12 protein-coding genes and 1 pseudogene are annotated in these 15,329 nt (G+C 62.5%); 4 read left to right on the forward strand and 9 right to left on the reverse strand.

Annotation, left to right across the window (positions count from 1 at the left end):
• Window positions 1–115 precede the first annotated feature (115 nt).
• Window positions 116–805, forward strand: a complete 690-nt coding sequence (locus NGM15_RS01035; protein WP_253434110.1) for a helix-turn-helix domain-containing protein — start codon at window positions 116–118, stop codon at window positions 803–805.
• 414 nt (window positions 806–1,219) lie between these two features.
• Entirely contained in the window at window positions 1,220–3,034 is a 1,815-nt protein-coding gene (glmS, locus tag NGM15_RS01040; protein WP_253434113.1) for a glutamine--fructose-6-phosphate transaminase (isomerizing), read from the forward strand.
• A 43-nt stretch (window positions 3,035–3,077) separates the two neighbouring features.
• Here glmS and NGM15_RS01045 read toward each other — a convergent pair whose 3' ends face one another.
• The 3 genes from NGM15_RS01045 to glmU all read right to left on the reverse strand — a co-directional run bounded on the left by NGM15_RS01045 (window position 3,078) and on the right by glmU (window position 6,348).
• Window positions 3,078–4,367 carry a PQQ-like beta-propeller repeat protein gene (locus NGM15_RS01045; protein ID WP_253434116.1) on the reverse strand — a complete coding sequence of 430 codons (1,290 nt, stop codon included), beginning with the start codon at window positions 4,365–4,367 and terminating at the stop codon, window positions 3,078–3,080.
• A gap of 236 nt (window positions 4,368–4,603) precedes the next feature.
• Window positions 4,604–4,888, reverse strand: a complete 285-nt coding sequence (locus NGM15_RS01050; protein ID WP_256498884.1) for a translation initiation factor eIF-1A — start codon at window positions 4,886–4,888, stop codon at window positions 4,604–4,606.
• Window positions 4,889–5,166: 278 nt separating this feature from the next.
• Window positions 5,167–6,348 (reverse strand): bifunctional sugar-1-phosphate nucleotidylyltransferase/acetyltransferase, encoded by a 1,182-nt coding sequence (gene glmU / locus NGM15_RS01055; protein ID WP_253434119.1) that lies wholly within the window; start codon window positions 6,346–6,348, stop codon window positions 5,167–5,169.
• Window positions 6,349–6,551: 203 nt separating this feature from the next.
• Between glmU and NGM15_RS01060 the strand changes: the two are divergent.
• Window positions 6,552–7,867 (forward strand): annotated as a pseudogene (locus tag NGM15_RS01060) (RNA-guided endonuclease InsQ/TnpB family protein).
• Between the two features lie 470 nt (window positions 7,868–8,337).
• The gene (locus tag NGM15_RS01065; RefSeq protein ID WP_253434122.1) at window positions 8,338–8,547 is read left to right on the forward strand and encodes a DUF7563 family protein; all 210 of its coding nucleotides are present in this window, start codon (window positions 8,338–8,340) and stop codon (window positions 8,545–8,547) included.
• 113 nt (window positions 8,548–8,660) lie between these two features.
• Here the strand turns inward: NGM15_RS01065 and NGM15_RS01070 are convergent, their stop codons facing one another.
• From NGM15_RS01070 to NGM15_RS01090, 6 genes are all read right to left on the reverse strand, one after another.
• Window positions 8,661–9,758: a deoxyhypusine synthase gene (locus NGM15_RS01070; RefSeq protein ID WP_253434125.1), complete on the reverse strand. Its 1,098-nt coding sequence runs from the start codon at window positions 9,756–9,758 to the stop codon at window positions 8,661–8,663.
• A 218-nt stretch (window positions 9,759–9,976) separates the two neighbouring features.
• Window positions 9,977–11,656, reverse strand: a complete 1,680-nt coding sequence (locus NGM15_RS01075; protein WP_253434128.1) for a hypothetical protein — start codon at window positions 11,654–11,656, stop codon at window positions 9,977–9,979.
• Between the two features lie 457 nt (window positions 11,657–12,113).
• Complete coding sequence (locus tag NGM15_RS01080; protein WP_253434131.1) at window positions 12,114–12,881, reverse strand: Nif3-like dinuclear metal center hexameric protein; 768 nt, start codon at window positions 12,879–12,881, stop codon at window positions 12,114–12,116.
• A gap of 118 nt (window positions 12,882–12,999) precedes the next feature.
• The gene (locus NGM15_RS18860; RefSeq protein ID WP_425494458.1) at window positions 13,000–13,260 is read right to left on the reverse strand and encodes an AN1-type zinc finger domain-containing protein; all 261 of its coding nucleotides are present in this window, start codon (window positions 13,258–13,260) and stop codon (window positions 13,000–13,002) included.
• Window positions 13,261–13,357: 97 nt separating this feature from the next.
• Window positions 13,358–14,155: an orotidine-5'-phosphate decarboxylase gene (pyrF, locus tag NGM15_RS01085; protein ID WP_253434134.1), complete on the reverse strand. Its 798-nt coding sequence runs from the start codon at window positions 14,153–14,155 to the stop codon at window positions 13,358–13,360.
• A 742-nt stretch (window positions 14,156–14,897) separates the two neighbouring features.
• Window positions 14,898–15,317 (reverse strand): VOC family protein, encoded by a 420-nt coding sequence (locus NGM15_RS01090; RefSeq protein WP_253434136.1) that lies wholly within the window; start codon window positions 15,315–15,317, stop codon window positions 14,898–14,900.
• Window positions 15,318–15,329 lie beyond the last annotated feature (12 nt).

Consider the following 15,329-nt stretch of genomic DNA (forward strand, 5'->3'; position numbering starts at 1 on the left):
GTTTCACGGTTTAGCGTCTACCACCAAGTGACTCGGGGCGAAATGCACGTTTGATGTACCTGTTTGCGATAAGCGGCGATTACCCGACTCTCGCTCCGTGCGGGGTGGTCCGTCGATGAGCACCAACCCACTCGACGCCGATTCGGTTCCGCTTCGGTCTCAGGCCGACGGCGGCATCGTCGCCGAACTCGAACTCGACCACGACGAGCTGATTCTCCGACCGACGCTTCGACGGCTCTCCAGCGGCCGCGTCGACCTCGAGTACTCGAGCGAGCTCGAGGACGGCACCACGGTGATCTTCTTCGTCGCCGAGGCCGCTCCCTTCGACGAACTCGAAACCGCCCTCGCGCGCGATACCACGGTCTCGAATCCGACGCTGGTCGAACGGTACCCACGAAAACGGGTGTATCGGGCCACAGTTACCGATCGAGCCGTTCGATTCACGAGCCAGGTCGTCGAAGCCGGCGGCCGCGTTCTGGAGCTCTCGAGCGGACAGACCGGCTGGGTGCTTCGAACGCGCTTTCCCGACCGCGATAGCTTACTAGCGTTCAACCAGTCCTGTCGGCGGCGAGAAATCTCGTTTCACGTAAACCACTTGCGCCTGGCGAAAGCGAACGAGACGACTGCAATCGGGCTGACCGAAAAGCAGGAAGAACTCCTGAGCGTCGCCTACGAAGAGGGCTACTTCGACGTTCCGCGCGGCATCTCACAGGACGAACTCGCCGAGACGCTGGGTATCTCGAAGTCCGCCGTCTCCCAGCGGCTCCGGCGGGCGGTGACCGAACTGTGTGAGACGTCGCTCTAGGGCTCGGGTCCGAGTCGATCGAGTCCGATTATAGACTGGGTTATTGACTGTGTTATAGACCGTGTAGTCAGCCCAAAACCGTTGCCGCAGACACGATGGGTGAACATACCGATGGAAAGGACCGTCTGCGCCGGCAGAATTCTCTCCCATCTCGTGAAATAATTCCATCTACGTCGAAAGACGGCACTTTCGCCGGTTGGACGCCGGTTCACGACGTATCAGTCGGTGGAGAGAGTACGTGGTGACTATCGACCGCGTTAGTGGATCTATAGTAATGGGTCGAGCGCCGCTTTGTAGCGCTATGACAGTGCATCGTTTGACGGTCCGAGCGACCCGTGGCGGCTCCCCCCGAAACCGCTCCGCGTATCTCTCTCGAACCCGGCAGACTCCCGCGGCCAACGAGGTGAGCCACTGATGTGTGGCATCATCGGACGCGTGGGAACCGACCAGGCGATCGATACCCTGCTGACCGGCCTCGAGAACCTCGAGTATCGCGGCTACGACTCGGCCGGAGTCGCGGTCCAGAACGGCTCCGGAATCAAGGTCCAGAAGCGCTCCGGGAAGGTCGACGAACTGAAACGGACGATCGACAGCGACGATCTCCACGGCGAGGTCGGCATCGGCCACACCCGCTGGTCCACCCACGGGCCGCCGACCGACGAGAACGCCCATCCCCACACCGATTCGACCCAGGACGTCGCCGTCGTTCACAACGGCATCATCGAGAACTACGCCGAACTGAAAGCCGACCTCGAAGCCAATGGCCACGAGTTCACGAGCGACACCGACACCGAGGTCATCCCGCACCTCATCCAGTCGTACTTCGACGAGGGCGCCGACGCCGAGGCGGCGTTCCGGCAGGCCATCGAGGACCTCGATGGAAGCTACGCGGTGGCCGCGATGGTCGCCAACGATCACGTCATCTACGCCGCCCGGCAGGGCTCGCCGCTGGTCGTCGGCCTCGACGAGGAGGGCTACTTCCTCGCCAGCGACGTCCCCGCGTTCCTCGAGTACACCGATAGCGTCGTCTACCTCGAAGACGGCGACGTGGTCGTCGTCCGCCCCGACGGCATCGAGTTCACGGACCTCGAGGGCAACGACATCGAACGCGAGGCCGAGACGGTGAACTGGGACCCCGAGCAGGCCGGCAAGGGCGAGTACGACCACTTCATGCTCAAGGAGATTTACGAGCAGGGCACCTCGCTCAGCCAGGCCATCGAGGGCCGGATCGACCACGAGGCCGGCGACGTCGCCCTCGAGTCGTTCCCACCGGGGACGTTCGAGGGAATCGAACGCGTCCAGTTCGTCGCCTGCGGGACGTCCTATCACGCCGCCCTCTATGGATCGATCGCGATGAACTGTGCCGGCGTCCAGACGAGCGCCCACCTCGCCAACGAGTACGGTGTAAGTGCTCCTCCCGTAGACGAGGACACGCTCGTGATCGCCGTCACCCAGAGTGGCGAGACCGCGGACACCCTCTCGGCGATGCGCCAGGCGGCGGCCGACGGCGCCCGACTGCTGACCGTGACGAACGTGGTCGGCTCGACGGCCGCGCGACTGGCCGACGACACGCTTCTCATCCGCGCCGGCCCCGAAATCGGCGTCGCCGCGACGAAGACGTTCTCCTCCCAAGCCGTCATGCTCCTGTTGCTCGCCCAGCGGGTGACCGGCGACGTCGTCGGCGAACAGCGAGCGAACCTGGAGGCGCTGCTCGAGGACGTCTCGGCGCTCCCGGAGACGATCGAATCGGTCCTCCAGGACGACGACTCGAGGGACCTCGCCGAGCGGTACCTCGACAGCCAGTCGTTCTTCTTCATCGGTCGCGGTCTTGGGTTCCCGGTCGCGCTCGAGGGTGCGCTGAAGTTCAAGGAGATCACCTACGAGCACGCCGAGGGATTCGCCTCGGGCGAACTCAAACACGGGCCGCTGGCGCTCGTCACCTCAGAGACGCCGGTGTTCGCGATCTTCACCGGTGAGGAGGACGAGAAAGTACTGAACAACGCCGAGGAAGCCCAGACGCGGGGCGCGCCGGTGATTGCGGTGTGTCCCGAGGGCCACCGTGCGCTGAACATCGCGGACGCCCACCTCGAGATTCCGGACGTCGATCCGGACCTGGCGGGCCTGCTCGCGAACGTCCAGCTCCAGCTGGTGTCCTACCACGCGGCGAATGCGTTGGGGCGACCGATCGACAAGCCTCGGAATCTGGCGAAGAGCGTCACGGTCGAATAGTCGGTTCGTTCCTCGCGTCCTCGCGTTTGCTATTACGCCACGATTACTCGAGACTCCGCTCGAGTCCGTAGGTCTTCTCTCGCGCGCCGACGATCACGAGGTCGTCGACGACCAGGCTCCTGACGTCGGGAATCGACGCAGTAGCCTCAATTTCGCCCGCTCGAGTCAGTCGAACGAGTCCGGTTTCGGTCACGACGTACAGCGCATCCTGGGCAGGGTACAGCCGCTCGATCTCGTTCTCGATCGGCGTCGTCCATCGCTCGCTCCCGTCGAGGCTTCGGAGACTAACCTCGTTTTCGTCCGTGGCGAGGAGTATGCCGTCTGCGGTCAGGGCGAGGGAACCCTTCTCTTCTCGTTCGATCGACCACCGGAGGTTTCCATCCGCGGGGTCGAGTACGCCTATCGCGTAGCCGAACGTCACGACCAGGGAATCGTCCTCGAGCGCGTGGACTGCGACAGCACTCTCGAGTGTCGTCGTCCAGTCGGATTCGCCGTTTGTGAGTCGTCCCACGGCGTCGTAGGTGCTGTAGTAGATCGCTTCCGGATCGGTGGTTCCGTCGCCGTCATCAGCGAGGTGAAACGTCCGCACTCGGTCATCACCGAGGTCGTGGTGCCACTGTTCGTCGCCAGTGTCGGCCTCGAAGGCCAGGAACTCGCCGTACTTCGTGACGTAGACGACACCGTCCGCGACGGCCTCGACGCGAGGATCGACCGGGTGATCGTCCTCCCCATCGACGGATTTCGACCAGACAGTGTCTCCGCTCTCGGCGTCGACGGCCCACACGTTCCCGTCGTCGCTCCCGACGTAGATTGTCCCGTTCCACAGGCGGGGCTGGTGATAGACGCTTCCGGTATCGAGCGTCCAGCGTTCAGTGCCGTCGAGATCGAGCGCGTGGAGTCGGCCACTACCACTTCCTATCGCGTCGTCACCGTAGCCAGCGTAGAGACCGTCGTCGACGAGCGGACGAGTGAACGAAGAGTACCCGTTCGCCTCACCATAGGCCCATAGACGGTCTCCAGTTTCGGCCTCGAGGGCGACGAAGCCACCGCTTCCGTGCATAAAGTCTTCCCGCCCGTAAACGACGCCGTCGACCGCAGTGTCGAGCCACGTGCCTACCTCGTACGTCCAAACCGGAGCCAGGTCCTCGAGAGAGTCGGTATTTTCGCCGCCGGATTCACTGCCGTTCTGGCCATCCGTCGTCTCGTTCCCACCGGTTCCTGGATCGTATACGCCGGTTCCGTCCCCGGGTTTTTCGTCGCTATCGCTCAGACAGCCGGCCAGTGAAATCGTCCCCAGCCCGAGTAAAACCGCTCGGCGCGTCGATCGTGTCATACTGGAATCCATTCGGCGTCGGGATAAGTGCCTTCGTCTAGCTCAAAGAGCGCTTTCAGGTTCGTCGATCGCCGAGGTGGTCTCGTCGAATCTCTGGGATACTATAAAAACGATAGCAATCGCTTCTGTCCGTTATGGACGGCCGGTTTCGACGTTTTTCATCGAGCGACGTGCGGCTACCGACAGGGGACGCACCGCTCTCGAGGTGAGCCAGCGAGTACCGTCAGCGAAAACACTCAGTCGATGTGCCCTTCGCGGCGCAGCTGGTCGGCGTCCTGGCCGGTGTAGCGCCACTCGATCGTCGCCTTCTCGTCCTGCCAGTCCCAGGGTTCGGCGACGACGATGTCGTCCTCGTTGATCCAGGTCCGGTACTTCATACGGCCGGGAATACGGCCGAGACGGGTCTTGCCGTCCTCACACTGGAGTCGGACGTGGTTGCCGCCGAGGTGTTCGGTGACCACGGCGAACACTTCGTCATCGTTGGGCATCCGCAAATTGCGTCGTTGGTGTTCTTCGCTCACACCATCACTACGAACTCCAGCGGTATAACGTATCGGTGGCTCGTGGTATCATATAACGAGACACTCGAGAGAGAAACACAGAGACGCGCCCGCCGGTTCGCGTCGGACTCGAGGGGCGTCGACACGCGGTGCGTCGGACTCGACCGCCACGACGGGGTACTGGACCTGTACACCTCGGTAGCCTATGACTCGATATACGTCGAGAGCTATCCGTGGGTATCGGTCCTGGTCGACTGCCGCCTGCTGGTTATCGATTCCGGTCGACTGCCGCCTGCTGGTTATCGATCCCGGTCGACGGTCTCTCCAGGATAGCTCGTGGCACCAGCGGAGAGCTTCAACCCCGGTGTCAGGCTGGTGTTGATACCCGTTTTGACCTCGTCACCCGCGACGACGCCGAACTTTCGGCGACCGGTTGAGACGCGCTCTCCTTTTACGGTGAACCGGACATCCTCGCCGTCGTGGCGCAGGTTCGCGACGTTCGTCCCGGCACCGAAGTTCACGTTCTCCCCGAGGACGCTGTCGCCCACGTACGAGAGGTGACCCACGGTCGCTCCCGCCGAGAGGACGCTGTTTTTCACCTCGACTGCGTGGCCGACTTTCGCGCCCTCGCCGACGAGCGTCGAGCCGCGAATGTAGGCGTTCGGACCCACGGTTGCCCCCTCGCGGATCAGTGCCGGCCCCTCGATCACGACGCCGGCGCGGATCTTCGCGCCCTCCTCGACCACGACCGGCCCCTCGAGCACGGCGTCCTCACTCACGTCGCCGTCGATCCGGGGATCGAGTTCGCCGAGTTTCCACTCGTTGGCCTCGAGCAACTCCCACGGGCGGCCGACGTCGAGCCAGCGGTCGACGACCACGGGCGTGACGTCGAACTCGTCGATTACGGTCGCAAGCACGTCCGTGATCTCGTACTCGCCGCGCTCGCTCTCGGGGACCTCGAGCCACGCTTTCGCCTCGGCGGGGAAGGCGTAAGCCCCGGCGTTGGCGAGGTTGGTGGGCGGGTTCTCCGGCTTTTCGACGATGTCCGTGACGCTCTCGTCGTCGGTGCTGAGCACGCCGTAGTGCTGGGGTTCCTCGACTTCGATCGCACAGACGGCAGGACAGCGAGTGAATAATTCGTCGATGGCCGCCTGATCGTAGAGGTTGTCCCCGTTGAGGACGGCGAAGGGACCCTCGAGGTGATCGCGCGCCGCGTTGACAGCGTGGGCAGTTCCCTCCTGGGACTCCTGGACGGCGTAGCGAATCGGCGTCGAACGGTACTCCGTGCCGAAATGCGAGCGGACCGCATCGGCCTCGTACCCGATTACCAGAACGATTTCGTCGGCTCCGGCGTCGATGGCGGTATCGACGGTGTGGCCGAGTAGCGGGCGATCGGCAACCGGGAGCATCGGTTTCGGCAACTCGCCCGAGAGCGGACGAATCCGGGTCCCCTCTCCAGCAGCGAGAATCACGGCTTTCATCAGTACCTACGGGTTATACGAATTCACGGATAACTATACGGGTTATGGGATGAGAAGGTGCAAAACCTCGCCGTTCACGGTGGGGATACGCGCCGTCACTGGATGACACTACCCACCGATGACTGCACGGCTGGATATTCCACGTACCAGCCCAAACATTCACAATAAAAGGCACCATAACTGGTTATGGAGACGTTTCACGAATGTACGTCCACCGCACATATCGGGCGAAAATCCGCAACCACTCACCAGTGGAGCGGATGCTCGACCTGCACGCATGGAGTGCATCGAAACCGTGGAACGTTGCGAACCATCACTCCCGGCAAGTGTGGGAGGAAACTGGCGAGATTCCCGACGATTCGGACTTGAAGCGCGAGTTGAAAGGTCACACCAAATACAAGGGACTGCACAGCCAGTCCAGTCAGCGCGTTCTGGAGGAACTCGCTGAAGCCTTCAACTCGTGGTATGGCAAACGCAAGAACGACTCTCGTGCGAATCCGCCCGGCTACCGCAAGAAAAACTACTACGACGACAACGACAACCGCGTCCACGAAGAACACCCGCGTTCCACCGTGACGTGGAAGCAGAAAGGCATCCGTCACGACTCGAAACACAATCGCGTCCGCCTCTCGAAGGGCGCGAACCACAAAACCACCCGCGAGACTGGGACTACATCCTCGTCGAGTACGAGACTCGTCCCGAGGTCACGGTTGAAAACCTGCAACAAGTCAGGGCCGTCTACAGCAAGTCGAAACAGCGGTGGGAACTCCACCTTGTCTGCAAACACGAAGTGGAGACACCCGACGCACCCGGCACCGAGACGGCGGGCATCGACCTCGGCATCTGCAACTTCGCCGCCGTCGCATACAGCACCGAGGAATCCGACCTCTATCCCGGCAACCGCTTGAAGCAAGACGGGTACTACTTCCCGAAAGAAATCGCCAAGTGCGACGACTCGGGCGGTAAAGAAGCTACTCGTCTGCACGCGAAGTGGTCGGAGCGCCGCACCCACTTCTTCCACAGTCTCGCCAAACACATCGTCGAACGGTGTATTGAGAGAGGAGTGGGGCGCATCAACATCGGTAAACTCAACGGTATTCGAGAGGACGAGAACGGTGAGTCGAAAAGCTGGGGTCGGCACGGCAACCTTGACTTGCACGGGTGGGCGTTCGACCGCTTCACGAAGATACTCACTTACAAAGCGAAAGTCGAGGGCATCGAGGTCGTAGAAGTATCCGAACGCGACACGAGCAAGACGTGTTGCGTATGCGGCAGGAAAGTCGATAGTCAGCGCGTTGAACGCGGCCTGTACGTGTGCGACGAACACGATGATGCGTTCAACGCCGACGTGAATGGGGCGGAGAATATCCGTCTCGACATTAATCAAAGTAACTCCGAGTCTTCGGCCAGTTTGGACGAGGATAGGAGTACCGGCTGGTTGGCACAGCCCGGAGTCTACCTTCACGACTTGACACGCGGATTCTTACCGCGTGACCAAGTGGTAGACTGCAAACCATAATATCCCAACGCTCGGGAATCCTCGCCCTTCAGGGCGGGGAGGATGTCAAACGATCACCCGATGGGAACGTGACCGACTCTCGAGGACGTCGTTCAGCGAAGGAGGTGCGAGGACGTTCCGTCGAGCGCTTCGGTCCGGCGTCGAGATCGAACCACCGCCCGAGCGAGCACGATTGGGTGAACGGTTCGCATCCGTTTTCCCGAGTGTTGCAACTGGCCGCATCGGGTTCCTTCGCGTCCGTTCGCCCCGAAAACGGCGGACACCACTCGATCGACTGGTGGCTGTCTATCCCGCGACTAATTTCGTATTACGTGTGAATAACGATCCATTACACGTCCATCGTCGGTTGATTGTCCGGATTTCGGGACACTGTCCTATTCGAGACTTGCACGGCGTTTTGAAACCCTTGCAGCCGATTTCATTCGTTAGGCGACCTATAGTAAATACCCTAACGTCGAAAGAGGCTGTTGATGTCGACTGAACCAACGCAGTGGACCCCGATGGCGTCTCGAGAGGCGGCGACCACGACTACACCCGAGTGCCTGAACTGTGGCAACCGGGTGACCCGGCAGTTCGCCCGCGTGTTCGGCGACAACCGAGACGACGTCCACGCGTGCCCGGACTGTTCGACCTACCGCGAGATGAAGACGGCCGATTTCATCCCCGAAGATCGGCGCTGACCGCCCGTCGTGGTTCGTAAACCCCTACCTGACCACTCGGCCCCCACGCTCCACGGCTTGACCACCAAAATTGCCTCGTCCGGGAATTGCCTGTCACTCGAGACCGAGGCGATTTATTCGACGCGATCGCGCGCCGCCGCCACGACCAGCGGCAGCGTAATGGTCGCGTCAGCGTACACCGACACATTTTGAGCCTCTGGCTCGAGTTTCCCCCACGACCTGGCTTCGTCGAGGGTCGCCCCGGAGAGTCCGCCGGTCTGGGGCGGGTCCATCGTCAGTTGAACGGCGTAGTCGTAGGCTCGCGGGGTGACCAGCATCGTCTGGAGGGTGAAGTTCTTCGGCACCCCGCCACCGACGACGAACGCGCCGGCCTCGTCCGCCTCGAACGCGAGGTCCGTCAGGCCGGTCATGTCCCCCAGCGCGTCGAGTGAGAAGGCAGTCGTCTGGGAGTACATCCAGGCCTGGAGTCCCAGCACCGAATCCTGGACCGCGGGACAGTAGATCGGTACGTCGTTCTCGTAGGCCGCCGCCGCGAGACCGGGATCCTCCTCGACGCCGTCTCGCTCGTTCACGTCCGCGTTCGCCCGACCGAGTTCGCGGGTCAGCCGTTCGATCGAGACCGACCCTTCGTCTTCGCACTCGGACTCGAGAACGGGAAAGACCTCTTCGCGGAGGTGGCTCTCGAACTCCGCGAAGTGTTCCTGGGGGAGGTAGACGTTGTAGATTCGGTCGACACCCTCCTCCCGAAGGCTTTCGTCGTGTTCGCGTTCGGTCTTGCCCTCCGTGTGGACGGCACCGTGATGGTGTTTGCCGCCGATGGCCTCGATCGAATCGTGGGTGAGGTTTGCCCCGGTCGTCACCAGGGCGTCGACGTACCCGTCGCGAACGAGGTCAGAGACGATTTTGCGCATCCCTGTCGGAACCATCGCGCCCGCGAGGCCGAAGAAGACGGTGACGTCGTCGTCGAACATGGCGCTCGTGACGTCGATTGCCTCGTGGAGGTTCGCCGCACCGACGCCCGCGCGCCCGTACTGGCTCGCGAGGTCGTCGACGGACATCCCGGAACGGACTTCGGCGTGGCCGACGGGGTCGTGGGCGAATGTCTCTCGTTCGGGTTCGTGGTAGTCGGCCTCGTGTTCCGCGTCACGACCGTCGTGATCGTGACCATGGTCGTGACCGTGATCGTGGTCGGGGGCCTCGTCGCCAGTCATACTCGAGCCTGGGGGAGCCAGTCGTTTCAACGCCGCGATTTCCCGCACGACAGTTGCGTCGAATCTCACCCGCGTTCTCGACGGTTCTGGTCGTCGGTCTCGAGCGGTTCAGTCTGAACTGGGAGCCGCACGGCTCGCGGTTCGCGCCTCGCAGCTCGCACGTCGAGTCTGCGTCAAAAAATTAACGAAGCGTGGGAACCGTCGGCGTTCGCGTCAGGTCAGTCGTCGTACTCCTCACACAGCGTGTCGGTATCGGCGTCGGCCTCGTCGATCTTCTTGTTGTTGAAGTAGAGGTTGACCATCGCCTTCCCCTTCTTGTCGAGGTCGACCCAGAAGTAGTGGGTCTCGCCGACGTCGAGTTTGATCGTGTCGGCTTCCTTGGTGTAGGCGCTCTTCCAGGTTACCCGGACCTTGTAGTCGTAGCAGTTGTGGATAGCGAACCTGGCCTTCCCTGGCTTCTTGCCCTTTCCGGGCCGATAGCAGAGCCCGTCGAGGTCGATGGCCTCTTTGGGGTTTTCGGGGCCACAGACCTTCTCAGCGACCACGTCGGTGTCGAGTTCCTCGCCGAGGTACGAGAGGGTCACGTCGTCGTCATCGTCGTCGATGTCGACCCAGAAATCCAACGAGTCCATCGCGGGGACGTAACCGGAGCCGTCGTACCCGCAGTCGTCATCGTCATCGTCGTCGACCGACCAGGACACGGGCACCGTCTGCTGGTTGTAGTTGAACACGCGGAAGCGTGCACGGCCGTTCTCGTGGCAGACCGCCCGAAACCGGATCTTGTGCGGGTTCGGCGTGCAAAGTTCGTCGGTGTTGGCATCGGCCTCGTCGACCTGCTCGTCGTCGTAGAGCAGTTTGACGTGGGCTTTTCCCTTCTTGTCGAGGTCGGCCCAGAAGCACCGCTTGCCGCGTGCAGGGATCGTCAGGAGGCCCGACTGGTGCATGTAGGTGCTGCGCCAGACGACCTCGACGTCCTCGTAGAACTCGTTGTGGACGCAGAACTTCGCCATTCCGGGGAAGTGGTCGCCCTTCTTCTTTTTCTTCCCTTTCGAGCCGTCATCGACGTCGCCGATCGTGAACGCGCTCACCGACGACTCCTCGTCGTTCAGCGTGAACCGCGCGGTGTAGACGCCCGCTTCGGCCGGGTTCTTGACGTCGTCGAGGCAGACCCGAATTTCGTCGCCCTCCTCGAGGTCGTAGCTGCCGCCGAAGGTGAGCGTGAGCGTCTGGCCGTCGTCGTCATCGTCGACCTCGTCCAGGTCGTCGGTCACGTCGTCACCATTGAGCTCGACCGACACGTCCTCGTCGCCAACGTTCGATATGTCGACGCCGCTTCCACAGAAGTCGGCCTCGATCTCGTTCAGCGAGTTCCCGTCGGCGTCGTCCCCGACCGTGAGCGTGAAGCAGTACGTCGCGTCGTCGCAGGTGCCGTCGGGGTCGACCGAGACGTCGTTCTCGCCGTTGTAGACACGCTCGTCGATGTAACACGCGGGCTCGAGGTCGATCGCTTCCTTCGGATCTTCGGGCGCGCACACCTTCTGGTCGTTAGCGTGTTTGACGTCGATCTGCTCGCCGTCGTAGAAGAGCCTGACTGTCGCGTCGCCGTGGTCGGCGTCGACCCAGAAGTACGCCGAGTCCTTGCCGGACACTTTGAGCGAGCCGGACTGGTCGGTTCCGTAGACGTCCCAGGTGACTTTCACCGTCTTCTTGTTGTGGTTGTCGACGCGGAACTTCGATCGGTCTTCCTCGTAGCAACTGGCCACGAGCCTGATGTTGTCGGCCATCCCTTCGCCCGCGCTCACGGTTCCGGTGGCGAAGCCGGTGCCACCGAGGAGCGCGCCGGAGGCGGCGATTCGTTTGAGGCTGTCCCGTCTCGTGATGGATCGTTCGTCTGTCATCGTAGTCTCCCGGGGGATCGCCCCCAGAGTGAGTACACCTCCACGAGATTGACAGTTTGTAATCGATGAACTACCGATTTTCACGAGGTTCATTCGGAGCGAACCGTCTCGCACGCGAGATTGCCACCCTCGCTGACCGAACGGAGATGTGAGAACCGCTCGAGTAACAGGTCCCAAACCGAACTCCATCACCGATCAGCCGAGTGACAGGCCCCGTATCCGGTCAGCCAACTCCTCGCCTCGCTTCCCGGGTAGCGACCCCCTTCACCGGAGACTGGTCGCCGTTCGAAGGAGTAGGAGGGAATTAACGGGCCCGAGAACCTGTCGTGTGGGGCCGTCGCCCCCTCGAGTCGATGTCGAGTGCCGGAACAGCGACGGCAGAAACGAACCGAAATTCGATGCAATGGTTGGCGAGCTAATTGGTCGTCGCGGGCGCGCTCGTCGCTGCCTCACCTGCTCACAGCCCAGTCGGCGCCTCCAGGAAGGTCGTCTCGAGGCCCCACTCCTCGACCAGTTCCTGCAACGACCGGACGCCGAACGTCTCGGTGGCGTAGTGTCCAGCCAGGACGACGTGTACTCCCGCTTCCTTCGCCTCGTGGTAGACCTGCTGTTTCCCTTCGCCGGTGACGAGTGCGTCGGCGCCGGCATCGACAGCCTCCTCGAGCCAGTCGACGCCGGATCCGGTGACGATGGCGACGTTCTCGATTTCGTCGGGACCAAATTCGAGAAGTTGTACCGGCTGTCCGCCGGTCTCGAGGGCCGACTCGAGCGTCCCTCGGAGCTCCTCTGGCGCGTACGACTCGGCCGCGCGCCCTCGCTGGCCGATGTACTCCGGCCCGTATGCGCCGAACGGTCGGCACTCCTCGAGGTCGAGCACGTCGGCCACGCCGGCGGCGTTCCCCAGTTCCTGGTGGCCGTCCAGGGGGAGGTGGGAGACGTAGAGCGCCAGATCGTGCTCGATCAGGGACTCGAGGCGGTCGTAGGTCCGTCCGGTGACGCGCTCGAACCCGCCCCAGGAGAGACCGTGGTGAGTGACGAGTACGTCCGCGCCCGCGTCTGCGGCAGCGTCGATCGTCTCTCGAGCGGCGTCGACGGCGAAGGCGACGCGCTCGACCGTCTGTTCCTCGGGGCCGACCTGGAGGCCGTTTGCGCTGGCGTCCAGGTCGGCGAAGTCCGCGGTTCTGAGTTCCGCGTCGAAGCGGTCGACGAGCGTGGTGAGGTCCATGCTCGCAGGTTCGTCGGGAGGGGTGTTGAGTCGGACGGTTCGGACTCGACGTCGATCAATGCTCGTCGCCAATCGACGCTCGACGCATCTTCAGATAGCAGCAGAAACGGGACGATACTCAGAGGAACAACACGAACGTTGCGACGAGTATCGCGAGAACTAGTATCCCAACACCGATCCGCAGCGGCGTGAGAACGCCGTCTCCGTTCGCAGGTTGAACCGTCGTCTCACGAAACTCCGGTCCGAGGGTACGAACCTGGTCCAGGTTCGGGCAGTTGTGGTTCTCGGGAAGACGGTGTTCGCTACAGTAGTATTCGCCACAGTAGGTGCAATCGTTCGGAAGATTCAGCGGTTCGTGGCACACGTGGCAACGAGTCATTTGTACTAGCGGTATCTCTCGATGTGAACGTGATAACGTTTCCCACGTTCGAGTTGTTAAAGGGGGAGTTCTACGTGCCCATCGCCGTGGCGCGAGCCTACCGGTACTGATTCAACCGCGTTTTCAGTCGCTTGGCCGCCTGACCCGCGACGTTAGCGAACCCCTCGCCAGCGTCCTCCCCCGCGAAGATGATCCCGCGCGAGGAGTTCACGAGGCCGACCCCGTTCGCCAGGCCGAACTCGACGGCTGCCTCGGTGTCCCCGCCCTGGGCGCCGACCCCGGGCACCAGGAACGGCAGGTCGGGCACCTGCTCGCGCAGGTCTTCGAGTTCCTCGGGCTTCGTCGCACCCACGACGAGTCCCACGTTGTCGTTCTCGTTCCAGAGGTCCGCGAGGGCCGCAACGCGTTCGTACAGCGGTTCACCCGTCTCGAGTTCGAGGTCCTGGAGGTCGGCCCCGCCGGGGTTCGATGTGCGACAGAGGACGAAGACGCCGGCCTCCTCGTTCGCCAGGAACGGTTGGAGGGAGTCCCGGCCCATGTAGGGGTTGACGGTGATGGCGTCTACCTTCTCCAATAGCTGGGCGTACTGCCTGGTCGTGTTCCCGATGTCCGCGCGCTTGGCGTCGAGCAGGATGGGAACACCCTTCCCGTGGGCGTAGGCGATGGTCTCCTCGAGGGCTCGCCAACCGTCGGGGTCCTCGTAGAACGCGGCGTTGGGTTTGAACACGGCCGCGTGTTCGTGCGTGGCGTCGATGATCCGGCGGTTGAACGCCCACCGCGGGAGGTCGTGCTCTTGCAGGTGATCGGGAATGCGTCTGGGGTCCGGGTCGAGGCCGACGCTCACGACGCTGTCGGCCGTCACGATGCGGTCGTGCAACCGATCGAAGAAGTTCATGGCCTCGTGTGCTCGAGGCAGTGACGAAAACGTTGCTATTGTGGATGCCCGGACGGAGTGGTGGCCACTGGTTCGAACGATCGGTCAGGATGGAACGGTATTGACACCTGATACGGTTGCTTCACTCCCTGTCGTTCGTGAAGGCCCAACTTTCGTGATGACGAGAGGCGCTCCGCGCCTTTCGGGTCACGTTGTGCCTCGAGGAAGGGAATCGGCGCCTGTCTCCAGTTGCATAGATTTTCCACTATGATTATCAGCTCACTATTCCCGAGCGTGCCAAAAATGAACGCTCGAGGCGGTGGTCGCCGCGGGCAAGACGTTGCCGCGGACAGCGGACAGGACGTCGCCGCAAACAGCCGTCACCGCGTACGTAACGCATGCCGCTCTCGAGTCGCTACTGCCTCGTCGTGAATCGTACGACGATGATCCGTCCAGGACACGTACTTCGCGACCGGCGTCGTCCCGACAGGGACGGTCGGTCGGCGCTGTGCATTCGGGTGCTCCATAGCACAGATATCTATGTCACATGTGAACATAAGGCAGTCGTCGGCTGCTCGCCGACAGAATCGCTCGCTGGCACGAACGAGAACCCGTTCGCGGATCGGCTCTCTTCGATTCCCCTCGTTTCGGCGCTCGTCAGTCCTTGCGCTCGAGAGCGACCGCCTCGAGCCGGTTTTATCGACCAGATTCCTCCACCGAACGCTCGCCAACGCCACGGAACCGGTGGCGGTGAGCGAGCCGTCTACCGCTCGAGCACTTCCACCAGGTTCTCCTCCGGATCGCGCAGAAAGAGAATCGATGTGCCGCTCTCGGTGGTCCGGGGCTCGCTCAGCGTCTCGACCTCGGCGGGCAGGGATGCGAAGAACGCCTCGATGTCGGGCACCGAGAAGCCGACGTGGGTCGCCCCCGGATGATTCAGTTCCGGGGTTTTTCGAGCGGTTCCGGTCGGTGCGTACTCGACGAGTTCGATGCGGACGTCTCCGGCCTCCAGGTGGGCGAACGTGCCTGCAGCGTCGGGGACGTCGACGGCGTCGGCGAACGCTTCTCCCGAAACGGAGAAGCGATCGAGCACGTCGAATTCGAGAATGTCGCGGTAGAAGGGGAGAACTGACTCGATGTCAGAAACGGTAATCCCAACGTGATGTGCGCGTGGCGTCGTCATCGCCTCGACCTC

The sequence above is a fragment of the Natronosalvus halobius genome, assembly GCF_024138145.1.
GTDB lineage: Archaea > Halobacteriota > Halobacteria > Halobacteriales > Natrialbaceae > Natronosalvus > Natronosalvus halobius.